The sequence below is a fragment of the Microcoleus sp. N3A4 genome (genome assembly GCF_036701805.1).
GTDB lineage: Bacteria > Cyanobacteriota > Cyanobacteriia > Cyanobacteriales > Microcoleaceae > Microcoleus.
On the sequence record NZ_JAUBRJ010000013.1, the window covers coordinates 120,140 to 135,878 of the forward strand.

At 45.6% G+C, this 15,739-nt stretch carries 10 protein-coding genes; 7 read left to right on the forward strand and 3 right to left on the reverse strand.

The annotated features are described in order from the left end of the window. Window positions 1-34: 34 nt before the first annotated feature. Window positions 35-4,132, forward strand: a complete 4,098-nt coding sequence (locus QUA56_RS10485) for a PAS domain S-box protein (RefSeq protein ID WP_333356799.1) — start codon at window positions 35-37, stop codon at window positions 4,130-4,132. Between the two features lie 5 nt (window positions 4,133-4,137). Continuing rightward, window positions 4,138-5,466, forward strand: coding sequence for a response regulator (locus QUA56_RS10490; RefSeq protein ID WP_333356802.1), 1,329 nt, complete (start codon window positions 4,138-4,140; stop codon window positions 5,464-5,466). A gap of 19 nt (window positions 5,467-5,485) precedes the next feature. Here the strand turns inward: QUA56_RS10490 and hpsU are convergent, their stop codons facing one another. Further along, window positions 5,486-6,163 carry a hormogonium polysaccharide biosynthesis acetyltransferase HpsU gene (hpsU, locus tag QUA56_RS10495; RefSeq protein WP_333356805.1) on the reverse strand — a complete coding sequence of 226 codons (678 nt, stop codon included), beginning with the start codon at window positions 6,161-6,163 and terminating at the stop codon, window positions 5,486-5,488. A 55-nt stretch (window positions 6,164-6,218) separates the two neighbouring features. On the opposite strand from hpsU, the gene QUA56_RS10500 reads away from it, so the two are divergent. Next, window positions 6,219-7,016: a cation diffusion facilitator family transporter gene (locus QUA56_RS10500; protein WP_333356808.1), complete on the forward strand. Its 798-nt coding sequence runs from the start codon at window positions 6,219-6,221 to the stop codon at window positions 7,014-7,016. A 185-nt stretch (window positions 7,017-7,201) separates the two neighbouring features. Here QUA56_RS10500 and QUA56_RS10505 read toward each other — a convergent pair whose 3' ends face one another. Beyond that, the gene (locus QUA56_RS10505) at window positions 7,202-8,092 is read right to left on the reverse strand and encodes a hypothetical protein (RefSeq protein ID WP_333356811.1); all 891 of its coding nucleotides are present in this window, start codon (window positions 8,090-8,092) and stop codon (window positions 7,202-7,204) included. Window positions 8,093-8,175: 83 nt separating this feature from the next. Here QUA56_RS10505 and QUA56_RS10510 point away from each other — a divergent pair, with 83 nt between their 5' ends. Together QUA56_RS10510 and QUA56_RS10515 are read left to right on the forward strand one after the other, a co-directional pair. Beyond that, entirely contained in the window at window positions 8,176-8,766 is a 591-nt protein-coding gene (locus QUA56_RS10510; protein WP_333356814.1) for a hypothetical protein, read from the forward strand. A gap of 234 nt (window positions 8,767-9,000) precedes the next feature. After that, the gene (locus QUA56_RS10515) at window positions 9,001-12,192 is read left to right on the forward strand and encodes a tetratricopeptide repeat protein (protein ID WP_333356817.1); all 3,192 of its coding nucleotides are present in this window, start codon (window positions 9,001-9,003) and stop codon (window positions 12,190-12,192) included. A 286-nt stretch (window positions 12,193-12,478) separates the two neighbouring features. On the opposite strand, the gene QUA56_RS10520 is transcribed toward QUA56_RS10515, so the two are convergent. Further along, entirely contained in the window at window positions 12,479-13,066 is a 588-nt protein-coding gene (locus QUA56_RS10520; protein ID WP_333356820.1) for a hypothetical protein, read from the reverse strand. A gap of 59 nt (window positions 13,067-13,125) precedes the next feature. Here QUA56_RS10520 and QUA56_RS10525 point away from each other — a divergent pair, with 59 nt between their 5' ends. Both QUA56_RS10525 and QUA56_RS10530 read left to right on the forward strand, forming a co-directional pair. Beyond that, window positions 13,126-13,374 (forward strand): hypothetical protein, encoded by a 249-nt coding sequence (locus QUA56_RS10525; RefSeq protein ID WP_333356823.1) that lies wholly within the window; start codon window positions 13,126-13,128, stop codon window positions 13,372-13,374. Continuing rightward, window positions 13,362-15,194: an NFACT RNA binding domain-containing protein gene (locus tag QUA56_RS10530; protein ID WP_333356825.1), complete on the forward strand. Its 1,833-nt coding sequence runs from the start codon at window positions 13,362-13,364 to the stop codon at window positions 15,192-15,194. Before QUA56_RS10525 ends, QUA56_RS10530 begins: the two co-directional genes overlap by 13 nt. The last annotated feature ends 545 nt before the right edge of the window (window positions 15,195-15,739 follow it).

A 15,739-nucleotide genomic window follows, 5' to 3' on the forward strand; every position in this document is an offset into this window, starting at 1 on the left:
GTTCTAGAATTATAGCTGAAAAGCACGATTTAATATGAGCAAATTGCCGCCAGATAAAAACCAACCGCCACAGCAAGAGAGCACAACAGCACAGATATTGCCACAGGATCGCTTCGACGCTTTTTTTGCAGGTGCCAACGCCGGACTGCTGATTTTAGACCACGAACTTCGCTACGTCCAAATTAACGAAGTTATGGCCCATACCAATGGCATTTGTGTGGCAGACCATATTGGTAGATCCCTGCGTGAAGTTCTGCCAGAATTGGCTCCGACTCTGGAACCAATTCTGCAAAGCATTCTGGATACGGGCAAGCCCATTCTCGACTGTGAATTAGTAGGTGAAACGCCGAAAGAACCGGGCATCCTGCGCTACTGGCAAGCATCTTACTATCCTTTGCGGGCTGAAAATGGCAGGGTTTGCGGTCTTGGTGGCATTGTGATTGAAGTTAGCGATCGCAAGCGGGCAGAACAAAAGCAGGCACGACTGACGGCAATTTTGGAAGCAACTTCCGACTTAGTAGGAATTGTGGATGTTACGGGGCATAGCGTCTACCTCAACAAAGCCGGACAGAAAATGCTGGGGATGTCCCCAGAAGAAGCACGATCTCCGTTTACTATAGATTCTGTATTAGCTCCCTCGGCAACGGCAAAATTTCACGGCGAAGTAATTCCAACTGCCTTACGAGAGGGTAGGTGGACTGGTGAAATCCTATTTTTGTCACGCGATGGGGAAGAAATTCCAGTCTCTCAGGTTTTGATCGTTCACAAAACGGAAGCGGGCGAAGTCGAATTTATTTCGACTGTTGCGCGGGATATTCGCTCACAGCAGGCGGCGCAGCGCGATCGCAAAAACGCAGAAGATGTCCTCAAACAAAGTGAAGAACGATTTCGTTCTTTGATGGAAGCCACCGCTCAAATTATTTGGATCTGCAATGCAGACGGCGAAATAGCGATCGAGCAACCTACTTGGAGTGCATTTACAGGACAGACATTTGATGAGTACAAGGGAGGGGGTGGGTTCAACGCTATCCATCCAGACGATCGCTCGTCTATTGCCACTGCCTGGTCAACTGCTATTGCTAATCGATCGCTATATGAAGTTGAATTCCGTATGCGCCGCCATGACGGGGAATACCGCTACATGAGTTGTCGTGGAGTGCCTATCTTAGAAGCTGATGGCACGATTCGCGAATGGGTGGGAGCAAATACGGATATAACAGATCGCAAACAAGCCGAACAAGCTCTGCGCGAACGCAACGATCTGCTGAACTCGATTCTGGAAAGTACGCCAGACATCATTGTGGTTAAAGACCGGGAAGGGCGTTATGTTGCCATGAACTCCATTTTGGCAAACTTCTTGGGCCGGCCAATTGAGGAAATCATCGGCAAAGATGATTTGGAATTACTGCCACCTGACACTGCCCGTGAAGTTATGGCAAAAGATCGCCAAATTATGGCAGCAGGAATCACTGAGAGTTATGAGGAAGAAGTCTCTTCTCAGCATGAAACCACTAAGACCTTTTTGACGACAAAGGCTCCTTGGCGGGATGCTAATGGTAATATCCTCGGCATCATCGCCACAACACGAGATATTAGCGATCGCAAAAAAGTCGAGCAAACACTCCGTCAAACCCTAGAAATACTGGACTTAGCTAGCGATAGTATCATTATTAGAGATATGGACGATCGCATCATCTACTGGAACCAAGGTGCAGAAAAGCTCTATAACGGGACAAAAGCTGAAGTAGCCGGGGAGTTCATTCACGCATTCTTAGAAACCATCTTCCCTAAACCATTAGAAACCTTATTGGCAGAGTTTTTCGAGCACGGAAGTTGGGAAGGAGAACTGCACCACACTACCCGTGACGATCGGCATATTATTGTCGCCAGTCGCTGGACATTACAACGCGACGCAGAAGGAAAGCCTTGTGCCCAACTCGAAATTAATACCGACATTACCGATCGCAAACAAGCGGAAGATGCGATAAAAAAAAGCGAAGAACGCTATCGTTCGCTAATAGTTGCTACGTCCCAAATTGTCTGGATATCGGATGCTGAAGGAAGATGCCCGGATCTACCGAGTTGGAGAGCTTACACCGGACAAACCGAAGCTGAGGTGGTTGGTTTTGGCTGGTTAGATGCAATTCACTCGGACGATCGCGAACGAACGGCTCAGGTATGGATGGAAGCAGCGCAAACGAGAAGTCTGTATGAGATAGAGTATCGAATGCGCGCAGCGGATGGAAAGTATCGTTATTTTCAAGTTAGAGGGGTACCCATTCTGAATGAAGATGGCAGCGTCCGGGAGTGGGTTGGCACTTGCAGCGATATCCACGATCGCAAACAAGCCGAAGATGCTATCAAACAAAGCGAAGAACGCTATCGTTCGCTAATCGCTGCTACGTCCCAAATCGTCTGGATAACGGATGCTGAAGGAAGATGCCCGGATATACCGAGTCTGAGAGCTTACACCGGACAAACCGAGGCTGAGGTGGTTGGTTTTGGCTGGTTAGATGCAATTCACCCGGACGATCGCGAACGAACGGCTCAGGTTTGGATGGAAGCAGTGCAAACGAAAAGCCTGTATGAGATAGAATATCGAATCCGGGGAGCCGATGGAAACTATCGTTATTTTCAAGCTAGAGGGGTGCCAATTCTAAATGAAGATGGCAGCATCCGGGAGTGGGTTGGCACTTGCACCGATATCCACGATCGCAAACAAACAGAATTCGTACAGGCAAAAGCCAGGGAAGCCGCAGAAGCAGCTAGTCGGGCTAAAAGTGAATTCCTTGCTAACATGAGCCACGAATTGCGGACTCCCCTTAATGGCATCATGGGATACGCGCAGATTCTTCAGCGTTCCAAAGTCTTGAATGAAGAAGAGCGATCGCGCATTGATGTCATTTATCAGTGCGGTTCGCATTTACTGACGTTAATCAATGATATTCTCGATTTGTCGAAGATTGAAGCACAGAAAGTCGAACTCATGCCCACCGATTTTCATTTCCCGGCGTTCCTGCAAGGTGTCGCAGAAATGTGTCGCATCCGAGCTGAACTAAAGGGAATTCACTTCCATTTTCCATCAACTCTCGAACTACCGATCGGTATTCGTGCGGATGAAAAACGCTTGCGACAAGTGTTGATTAATCTTTTGAGCAACGCTATTAAATTTACGGATGAGGGCAGTGTCACTTTTACAGTCAGTTTTGCAACAGAAGGAAAAATTCGCTTTGAAATACGCGATACCGGTACCGGCATTGCACAAGATGAACTCCAAGCTATCTTTCAGCCCTTCGAGCAGGTAGGCGATCGCAGACGGCAGACGGAAGGTACGGGATTGGGACTGGCAATTAGCAAAAGGATTGTAGAACTCATGGGCAGTACCATTCAGGTTCAAAGTGAGATGAATGTGGGCAGTGTTTTCTGGTTTGATGTCAATCTATCTCAAGCGGATGAATGGGTGAAAGCGTCTCAAATCGACCATCGCGGGCAGATTGTCGGCATCAAAAACCGCGAACCTAAAATTGTGGTTATTGATGACAAATGGGCTAACCGTTCGGTAATTAGCAATTTGCTCAGTCCGATCGGCTTTGAGGTATCTGAAGCCAACGATGGGCAGGAAGGCTGGGAAAAAATTCTGGAGGTACAGCCAGATTTAATCGTTACCGACTTACTAATGCCCGAACTAGATGGCTTCGAGCTGATTAAGCGGGTTCGAGAATCGGAAAACTTCAAAGACATCATCATTATTGTCTCTTCTGCTAGCGTATTTGAAGCAGATCAATACAGAAGTTTAGAGGCAGGAGGCAACACTTTTATTCCCAAACCTGTTCAGGCAACGGAACTCCTGAAAAAAATACAACAATATCTTGATTTGGAATGGGTTTATGAAGGTAATGAAGATCCACTGCCACTTGTCTCAGACACCAACGAGCTAATTGCCCCACCTGCTACGGAAATGGAAATACTATACGAGCTGGCTATGAAAGGAAATTTCCTAGAAATAGTTAAACAGGCGGCACTACTTGAACAAATAGATCCCAAATACATTCCCTTTGCTAAAATATTGCATCAGATGGCAAAGGACTTTCAAGACGAAGAAATTTTAACTTTTATTCAGTCCTACAAGTAAGATTTATGAATTCAGCAATTCAACCAAAGAGTACGATTCTTATAGTTGATGACAATTCAGCTAATTTAGGTGTCTTATCTGATGCCTTAAGTCAGGCAGGATTTGAAGTTCGGGTCGCAAAATCTGGAAAAATGGCACTAGAGCGGGTCAAATATGCTCTACCCGATCTAATCTTGCTAGATGTCATGATGCCAGAAATTGATGGATTTGAAACTTGTCGTCGATTACAGGCTAATCCAGAAACTAAACAGATTCCCATTATATTTATGACTGCTCTCTCGGATACGGCTAATAAAGTTGAGGGATTTCAGGTTGGGGCTGTAGATTATATTACCAAACCCTTCCAACAAGAGGAAGTATTAGCTCGCGTCAAACTGCATTTAAAGCTTCATATTCTTACAGACAAATTAGAGGAAAAAAATACATTATTGGAGCAAAAAGTTGTAGAAGTCAGCCAAGCCTATGATGCTTTGCAAAAAATGCAAATTAAGTTAATCCAAAACGAGAAAATGTCGGGATTAGGGCAAATGGCTGCTGGCATTGCTCATGAAATCAATAACCCTATAAATTTCATCTCTGGCAATCTGGGTTATGCCCAAGAGTACGCTCATAACTTACTAAAAATTATACACCTATATCAAGAAGATTATGTAAATCCCACCCCTCGGATTCAAGCAGCAATGGATGAAATTGAACTGGATTTTTTGGAGGAAGATTTTATCAAAGTTCTTAACTCAATCAACTTAGGAACGCAGCGCATTCAGGAGATTGTCAAGTCTATGCGAATCTTTTCTCGCCTGGATGAGGCAGACGTGAAAGCTGTAAATATCCATGAAGGGATTGATAGTACGCTCACCATTCTGCATCATCGTTTAAAAGCAAAACCAGAGCATCCAGAGATTGAAGTAGTAAAAGACTACGGTCAGCTTCCACCAGTAGAATGCCATGCCGGACAACTCAATCAAGTGTTCATGAATATTCTTTCCAATGCCATTGATGCTTTGGATGAATCTAATCAGCAGCGTTCCTTTGCAGAAATCAAAAAACACCCGAACCGCATTCAGATTTGTACACAATTAATTGACGATAATTGGGTTGCTATTCATATTAGTGACAACGGTCGGGGAGTTTGCGAAACCCTACAACAAAAGCTATTTGAACCCTTTTTTACCACCAAACCTATCGGTAAAGGAACGGGGTTGGGGTTATCTATCAGTTACCAAATTATCGCTGAAAAGCATGGAGGCCGATTATACTGCCAGCCTCTAACAGGAAAGGGAATAGAATTCGTCATTGAAATTCCAATTCGGCAACAAGCTTATCAAGCAGCTTAGTTTCCCGGTGCAATATCTCTTACGAACTTTGGTTAATTTCTCGCCGATCGCGCGGACGACAGGGTGTTCCCATACAAACAAAGCCTGCAGGCATATTTTTAAAGACGCTGCTGCGAGCTCCGATTAAAGCGTTAGCACCGATTTCGACACCAGGGCCAATGAAGCAGTCGGCGGCAATCCAAACGCCGTTATTAATAGTAACAGATGCTGTTATCAAGCCAAAGGCTGGGTCTTGGGAGTCGTGAGTGCCGGTGCAGAGGTAACTTTTTTGAGAAATGACGCAGTGTTTGCCGATCGCAATTCGATCGAGACTGTAGAATACAACATCATCTCCGATCCAACTGCAGTCGCCGATTTCAATTTTCCAAGGATAGGTAAAACGAGCCGTAGGGCGGATAATCACACCACAACCTATTTTCGCTCCAAATAACCGCAGCAACCCGCTTCTGATGCCGTTAAAAGGGTGTGGAGTGAGAGGAAATGCGATCGCCTGCACCAGCCACCAAAGCAAAATTAACCAACCAGGCCTTCCCCGATCGAATTTCGATCGATCGTAGCGGCGCAAATCAACTAAAGATTCCCCTGTTAAAGTATTTGGCTGATTGTCGCTAATTGGACGATGGTTTATTTCAAGATTTGGGAAATTTGCGATCGGCTTTTCCGGTTCTTGGTTCGGATTTGGTATATTATAAGTCATTGATAGTTAATTTAATGTTTAATTAAAAATCGAGTTTAACCTGAAGGACTGCTGCATGACATTTCCAGTTACGGACAATTTTGAATCTGAAAACGCCAAGGAGCTCGTACATTGCGAGAATACAAATCCCAGAATTGGCAAAGTGCGACTTTTACAAACAGCATTGGTACTGCTTAGCAGCTTTTTTGTCGCAGAGTTAATCGCCGCACTTAATTCTCATAGCTTGTCCCTATTAGCAGATGCGGGTCACGTTTTTTCAGATGTAGCAGCTTTAGCAATAACTTTGACAGCGACTTGGTACTCCTCAGTCAAAGCTAGAAATAAACCAGTAGATTGTGCGATCGCCCGATCGCCAATCCCTGAACGAGGAGAAATCATTGCTGCTTTAATTAATAGTATCAGTTTAGTAGCGATCGCGCTTTGGATTGCCGCCGAGTCGATCGCCCGCTTGCTGTCCCCAACCCCGGAAATAGAAGGACTCCCGATGTTAATTACCGCAATTGTCGGTTTAAGCATCAACTCAATCAACGCTTGTTGCTTGCATTCCTGCTGTCACGGCGACTTGAACCTCAAAAGCGCGTTTCTCCACGCAGTTGCCGACATATTTTCATCGGTTGGAGTAATTTTAGCTGCGATCGCCGTGGCTTGGCTGCACTGGAATTGGGCCGACGGCTTAATTAGCTTGCTAGTTTCGGCATCAATTATTTTATTAACTCTACCATTGCTAATCGAAAGCATCCAGTTGCTGCTAGGAAAAGTATCAGCAATATCCGCAACTCAACAGCCTTGCGACTGCGAAAAAATCGGCGCTGAAAAATTGCTTTTCCCATCCCTCGAAGAACTCATCAAATAATGAGTAAGATCAGATAAAAATCTGCTGGTCTGGGGGTTGATTGGAGCGAATGTTGGAAGCCATGAGCGAAGAAAATGACTGTCAAGTTAAATAAACCATAAATCTCTTAAAGTCCCCCTTTTTTAAGCTATGTTTTTTAAGGGGGGATCTCGACTATTTTGGCATCCAATCAACCAGCCCGGAATTTATTTAGACGGTTGAGAAGGTTCGGGACTTACAATTAACAATTGATCGCCGGATTGACTTTGTTGAACTGCAATCACAGGCGGGCGAGCTTTAGGGTCTGTTTGCTGTTCTTTTGTTAAAGCAGGAAACAGATAAATCCAGTTTCCTCTCTCCAAAAGTAACCGCCAAACTCTAGGTTCTTTGGGATTATTGATATCAGTATAATCTCTTTTGCTCAAATCTGCAAATAGACCTGCATCGCCGAGCGCCTTAAATCCTTTGGGGTCTAGTCGGAGTGTTGGATCGTCGAGTTTTCTGCCTAAAGCAATGTTGTCTTGTTTGGCGATTAATGCAACTGCGGGTAAAGACGAATTTTCCCCGGCATCGCGTCGGGCATCGGCAATACCTTGGTGGTATGCTGACCAAAACAACACTAGCAATACCCAACCGACAATAATAATTTCGTCAACGAGCGATCGCAATAATTTGATCGAGTTATATCTATTGACATTAAATTGTTGCCAAGAGTTCAGGATGCGGTAAAGCCACCTGAATCTTCTGCCGTAAGGATAGGAAAGCCACCGTGTAATTGTTCCATTAATTTTAGCAGCAACTGTCTTGTTTATACTATTAACCAGCCACAAAGTGAGGTAAATCGCGAGGGCTGTCAGCAGAAGGGCGATCGCACTTCTGAGTATTGTCCAGCCATCCCCTAAAAATACCTGAAGCGGTACTAGGAAAAACGATTCTACTGGTAAATCGAGGGTAATTACATTTAGCTGAAAGCAGTAAAAATAAGACCAGCGATAAATCCAGCCGGTGAAAAACAAAGCGGCACTGAGTAAGCCAACAACACTGGCCAAGTTGCCTAAAATATTCGATTCGGGAGTAGGTTGGGGAGAAGCAGTCACGGAATCACCTTCAAGGGATGTGGAGTACAATTTTAGGACAATAGCACGGGTAACGCTTATCCTTGAAGGGGGTTTAGGGGACCATGAAACGCAAAACACTTTCATTTCTAGTTGTAGCACTTTTTACGGTAACAGCGGGTATGGCAGCACAAGTTAATGCGGCCAGTCAGGAAGTCCAGAAACAGAATTTGCCATCGGTACAAGCAGAGGCTAACGCTAGTCAGCCGATACCCGTAGCGTTGCCGACGCAAGCGGAAATTGTGATGAAAGGCGGCGGAAAAAGAGACGGTCGAGTTGTAAAGATTGATCAGAAAGAGCAAACAGTATTGATACAGGGAGGGCAGGAAAAGCTATCGATCCCGTTGGGTCAAATTAATAAAATCCTGTTTTCCAAAAATGCGGTGGTTTATCGTAGTAATGGGGAGCGATTTATTCGGGGCGAACTCCCGCCAGCTACTAGCAGTCAAGCCAAATGGAATGGCATTCCCATGAGTGCTTTTGAGCTGAAAGATGCTGTTAAAGGTCAAGCTGTGGTGAAATTGGGGCCGCCTGTCGTGAATCGGCCGGAATTGCGGGGGATTTTGGGAGTATCGAAAGATCGGCAATTTTTCGTGGATGAAATGCAGTTTGATGTGCAGAAAAAGACGATGACAATTGTAGCGACTCCGTATTGAGTCCGTCGCGGGGGCAGAAACCGGGTTTTTTTACGAAAATATTTCGTTGTAGCCCGCAGATTCGGTAAAAAACCCGGTTTCTTTGGTGGGAGTGTGTAAGTTCTGTCCGCCGTTTTTTGGCTGCGATCGCGAGTTGATTATCATATCTGATAGATTTTATGAGCCATTAGAAGGTTTCAAGGATTAAAAGATTCTGCGTTTGATACCTATTGTATTAATCTAATTTGGTGAATTATGAAAAATAGAAAACTCATTATAGGCAGTGTTGTGTTTTTGGGTGTGTGTCTAACTTCTCTGACTGTGCCGCTGATGGTGCAACCGAGATGGGGGCAAAGTCGAGATTCACAGGTTGAAGAAAGAAACAGACTTATACAGCAAGCAATACAACAGGAAAAGCAAGGACAAGCGCGACAGGCAATAGAAACATGGCAACAGGTTCTAGCGCTAGCACGACAAGTAAAAGATAAAAAGCTCGAAGCATTAGCACTCAATGCTATTGGTTTTAACTATCAGAGCATCTCCCAACCGCAAGAAGCATTGAAATACTTTAACCAAGCTTTACAAATTAGGCGGTTCGTGGGCGATCGCTCTGGGGAAGCCACTACTGTGAATAATATCGGTGCAGTGTACGACAACATCGGACAACCGCAAAAAGCATTGAAATACTATAATCAAGCTTTACCAATTCTGCGGCAAGTGGGCGATCGCAGGGTGGAAGCTACTACTTTGAATAATATCGGTGCAGTGTATGACAACATCGGACAACCGCAAGAAGCATTGAAATACTATAACCAAGCTTTACCAATTAGGCGGGAAGTGGGCGATCGCGCAGGGGAAGGTGCTACTTTGAATAATATCGGTACAGTCTACTACAGCATCTCCCAAGCGCAAGAAGCATTGAAATACTATAACCAAGCTTTACCAATTAGCCGGGAAGTGGGCAATCGCGCGCGGGAAGCTACTACTTTGAATAGTATTGGTTTAGTGTACCACAGCATCTCCCAACCGCAAGAAGCATTGAAATACTATAACCAAGCTTTACCAATTAGGCGGGAAGTGGGTGATCGCGCGGGGGAAGCTGCTACTTTGAATAATATCGGTGCAGTCTACCACAGCATCGGACAACCGCAAGAAGCATTGAAATACTTTAACCAAGCTTTACCAATTCTGCGGCAAGTGGGCGATCGCTCTGGGGAAGCCACTACTGTGGATAATATCGGTGCAGTGTACTACAGCATCGGACAACCGCAAGAAGCATTGAAATACTATAACCAAGCTTTACCGATTAGGCGGGAAGTAGGTGATCGCTCTGGGGAAGCCACTACTGTGGATAATATCGGTGCAGTGTACTACAGCATCGGACAACCGCAAGAAGCATTGAAATACTATAACCAAGCTTTACCGATTAGGCGGGAAGTGGGCGATAGCTCTGGGAAAGCTGCTACTTTAAATAATATCGGTTTAGTGTACGACAGCATCGGACAACCGCAAGAAGCATTGAAATACTATAACCAAGCTTTACCAATTCTGCGGCAAGTGGGCGAGCGCGCGGGGGAAGCCACTACTGTGAATAATATCGGTGCAGTGTACGACAGCATCGGACAACCGCAAGAAGCATTGAAATACTATAACCAAGCTTTACCAATTCTGCGGCAAGTGGGCGATCGCAGGGTGGAAGCTAAGACTTTGAGTAATATCGGTGGAGTGTACGACAACATCGGACAACCGCAAGAAGCATTGAAATATTATAACCAAGCTTTACCAATTAGCCGGGAAGTGGGCGATCGCGCGGGGGAAGCTGGTACTTTGAGTAATATCGGTTTAGTGTACGACAACATCGGACAACCGCAAGAAGCATTGAAATACTATAACCAAGCTTTACCAATTCTGCGGCAAGTGGGCTATCGCGCGGGGGAAGCTGGTACTTTGAGTAATATCGGTTTAGGGTACAAAAATACGAAGCAACCGACTCAAGCGATCGAAAATTGGGAGCAATCTGTCAAAATTACTTTAGAAATGCGGAGTGGTTTACAGCGAGAAAATCGCCAAAAGTTTTTAGAAGGTGAAAGCAGCGTAGCGATCGCCCTCACCTCCCTTCTCATCGACCAAAACCAAGCCGATCGCGCTTTCCAATGGATCAACATCGCCACCACAGCCGATCTCGCCGACTACACCCGCTTAATTGACGCCAAAGTAGCCAACCCCCAAGCACAAAAAGTCCTTGACGAGTGGAATCAAAAAAATCAACAACTCCAATTCCTCCGCCGCCAACTTCAAGACAAATTCTCAGAAAATCTCTCCCGACAAATGCGGGATTTAGAAACAGAAGTCAATCGCAAAGCAGAAGAAATCTCGCGCCAATTCCCAGAAGTCGCCGAACTCTTTGAAACCACACCCAAAGACATCGCCCAACTGAAAGCAAATATCGCACCAGATACCGTTGTGATTCAACCCGTCTTGCTGACAAATGTCAAAAATGTCCCCAATACCGTCGCCCTATTCGTCTTGACCAAAGACAGTTTAAGTGTTAAAAAAATTCCGATCGACCCTGCAGAATTCGACAAACTCCTCACTCAATACCGCGAACAACTGCAAAACACTGGCGACCCCAACGTCACCGTAACTGGCGGCAAACTCTACGACATCCTCATCCGTCCGATCGAAGACCAAATTAAAGCTACTTCCGCCAAACAATTGAGCATCATCGCTACGGGAAAACTCCGCTACATCCCCTTTGAAACCCTGTATGACGAACAAACCGATGAATACCTCATCCAGAAATATCCCGTTAACTATCTCACCCGCCTTTCCACAAGGTCAAATCCCAATTCTACTTTACAAGGCGGAGTCTTAGCATTAGGGAATCCCATTCCCCGTGCTCCGCAAAATTTAGCTGGTACAGAAGAAGAAGTTAGAAATATCGCTCAATTATTCCCCGGAAGTTCCGCCTATATCGGCAATGCCGCCACCCTCCACCAATTCAAAACTCAAGCACCCCGCTTTCCTTTTTTACACCTAGCAACTCACGGCTGTTTCCAACAGGGAGGCTGTCAAAAATTGGGGATGGAGGAAAATACCCTGTTATTTGCTGACAGCCAATTCAATATTCGCGAGGCCGCCTTATTAGGATTGCAAAATACCAGACTCCTCACCTTAAGCGCGTGTCAAACTGCTATGCAAGCGAATTCTAACGGTGAAGAAATATCGGGAGTTGCCTATGTATTTGAGCGTGCGGGCGCACAAGCTGTGATGGCGAGTTTGTGGAGTGTTGATGATTCCGCTACTAAAGATTTGATGGTTGAATTTTATCAAAATATCAATAAGGGGATGAGTAAAAATGAAGCTTTGCGGCAAGCTAAGTTGAGTCAAATTGCTCGCCATCCGTTTTATTGGTCGCCGTTTATTTTAATTGGCGATGCGCGGTAGTTAATACCGAAGAGTAAACCGTGTATTTGACGTATTTAGTTCCAGAGATATTACCCACAGTCAGGACACGGCATTGCCGTGTCCCTACAATTAATCGGGCAATTTCATCATCCAATCCGGTTGATTTTACCCGTTACCCACAGTCAGGAGACGGCAGTGCCGTGTCCCTACAATTAATCGGGCGATGGTTATATCAAAGCCAGGGCGATAGATTATTTTGCCGTAGGGACACGGCAATGCCGTGTCCTCAATTGCCGTGTCCTCAATTGCCGTGTCCTCAATTCCTCTAAACTTTCCCCCACAAAGCCAATCCGCCGCCCCTTCCCCTAGCCGCAATTATCCCATCTTCTACTAGAAAATATGCAAAAAATGCCTGCTTCCCCACACTCAAACTAAAAAATTCCGCCTCCCGCGCTTCTCCACCGCGAATAAATCCTTGATACACAGTTTTACCCAACACTTTCACCGTAATTCTGGTAAAATCAAAAGCTAAAATATTTTTATTAACCAAAAACTTAGTCGGCCCAGAAAGAGTTAGTTTGATCGCCCCAACTTGCACCGAATTCTCCACCCTGCCGATTTCGCTATTCTCTTCTCCTTCAGCAACAGGTTCGGCCGAATAAGCAATTTGAATTTTCGCAATCCACTGAGGGATGTAACGTCCCGCACCCAACACAATCCCCGCTTTTTGTCGAGTCTTTTTGGTGCCGGTGATAAAGCAGAGTTGCCAGTTGCCGATTAATTGCTCGAAAGAATAGCGAATTTTATTTTTTTTCGCGTTTTTCTCAGCTTCTAGGAGGGCGGCGACTACGGCGGCGGGAGATGGTTTAGAATTAGACTTGGCAGCTTGTTCGAGAATAGATATATTTTCCATTTAACTAACAATAACAGGAATTTACTAGGCTTGAACCAAAATATTTAGCAACAGGCAAGATGCCTGTTCCACAAAAAGCTATATTTCTTGTGGGGCAGGCATCTTGCCTGCCTCTGATGCGGCACAGGCAGGATGGCTGTTCCACCAGAATAAGAGAAATTGATTGGGGGGCCGGCATCTTGCCTGCCTCTGATATGCCTTTTCAAATTCGCTTTCAAAACTTTGATACAATCGGTCAAATACGACCGATATCTGTCAGCATAGACATAGATAGTTCGATCGCAAAGAGGCCACCGTGCAACCCGTAGACTTTACAACTTTAACCGCAGCTTGCAGCGAACTGCGAGCCCAATGGCTGCCAGCGCGCTTAGAACAAGTCTACCAGCGCGATCGATTTACCGTGTCCCTGGCCCTCCGCACCATGAAAGGGCGCGGCTGGATTGACCTTTCCTGGCATCCTGTGGCCGCCCGCATCTGCGTCGGCGACCCCCCGCCCCGCATTCCCGACACCTTCACCTTCAGCGAACAACTGCGCCACCAACTCAGCGGTTTAGCCTTAGTTTCCATCGCCCCCGTTGCATCCTGGGAAAGAGTCATCGACTTGCAATTCGCCAAACGCCCCGGAGAACCAGCCCTCTGGCACCTCTACGCCGAAATCATGGGCAAGTACAGCAACGTCATCCTCACCGCCCAAGACAACCTCGTTGTCACCTGCGCCCACCAAGTCAGCGCCAAACAGTCCACCGTCCGCCCCATCCAAACCGGGCAACCCTACGAGATGCCCCCGTCTTTGACCGATGCAGTGCCGAGCCTGAGCGAATCTCAAAACCGCTGGCAATCGCGAATTAGCCTGGTTCCCGGTCAATTAAAGGGCAATCTGCTGAAGAATTACCGAGGAATGAGTAAAGCCTTAGTTTTGTCAATGATTCGATCGGCTTCTTTAGACCCCGAACAATCCACCGACAGCCTGAATCCCGACGAATGGCAGCAACTATTCCAGCGCTGGCTATACTGGCTGCAATGCCTAGAAAACTCCAAATTTCACCCGAGTTTTACCCCCGAAGGCTACACCGTCATCGATTGGCCCGCACCAGATCATACCAGAGAGGCAGAGCCTCAAGATATGCATTCCCAAGCAGAGCTTGGGAACGAATCCGATTCCTCTTCCTCTTCCCCTGTTTTTACCCTCAGCGAAGCCGAAAAGCCTTCTTCCTTCTCTTCCGTTCAAGAAATACTTAACAGCTACTACACAGGCGAAATCAACCAACAAGTATTCGCCCAACTGCGGCATCAACTTACCCAAAAACTCAACAACGTCCTGGCAAAACTGCGCCTCAAAGCCAACACATTTAAAGAACGTTTACAGCAATCTGCAGACGCAGACACCCACAAATCCCAAGCCGACTTGCTGATGGCAAATTTGCAGCATTGGCAGCCGGGAATGAAATCAATTTCTCTCCCCGACTTTGAAACAGAAAAACCAGTTACCATTCCGCTAAACGTGGAAAAAAACGCCGTTCAAAACGCTCAAGCAATCTACAAAAAACACCAAAAACTTAAAAGAGCTCGCATTGCAGTAGAACCTTTGTTAGCCGCCGTACAGGAAGAAATCGACTATTTAGAACAAGTTGAAGTCGCACTTTCGGTATTGGAAACCTATCGCAACACCCAAGATTTGCAAACCCTCGCCGAAATCCGCGAAGAACTGATCCAGCAAAAATATCTAGATGTACCAGATTATCGCAGTACCGACAAAAATGCTGCGATCGAATTTCACCGCTACCAAACCCCCAGCGGCTTTGAATTATTAATCGGGCGCAACAACCGCCAAAACGACCAACTGACTTTTCGCACCGCCAACGACTACGACTTGTGGTTCCACACCCTAGAGATTCCCGGAAGTCACGCTTTGCTGCGTCTCAAACCCGGTACAGTTGCTGAAGAAACCGATTTGCAATTTGCCGCAGACATGACTGCTTATTACAGTCGCGCCCGCCACAGCGAACAAGTCCCGGTGGTTTATACAGAACCGAAATATGTATACAAACCGAAAGGCGCAAAACCTGGTATGGTTGTATACAAGCAGGAGCGGATTGTCTGGGGTAGACCGCAGCAAGCTCCGGCTTGATTTATATAAAGTGAGTAAAAAGGGTCGATCGGCAATTGAAACCTGGTATTTACGAAAAATTAAAGGTTTGGTAGGGATGAACTTAGGCAGAAACCGGGTTTTTGAAGCCTGGTTTGATTATACAAAGTGACCAAAAGTGCGATCGTCCCTAAAAATTAATATCCGCCTGCAATATCAAATCCGGCAGCATCGGAACCCACATTCCGCAGTTCTGGCTTTAATGACTAAGGATTATCATACATTCAGTGTAGGAAAAATATCTGTGCCTACCTTTTCTAATTTTAGTATCATTTTTTTGCGATTTTGGCGAAATATAAGAAATTTGAATTTACCTATATTTCCCAATATATTCCTTCGGCAATATCTGAACTGATTTTCCCTAAATTAGACACTAAAATTCCGGCAACATGATTGTTCTGTTGCCAATTATTTTAATTTATTCAACAATATTCTCCGGTTTATTTTGCAAGTTACCCATCTTCAACTATTAAATAATATTGACCGCAAACCTTTCCTAAATAATTTAATATCTCCCGACGTTCCTT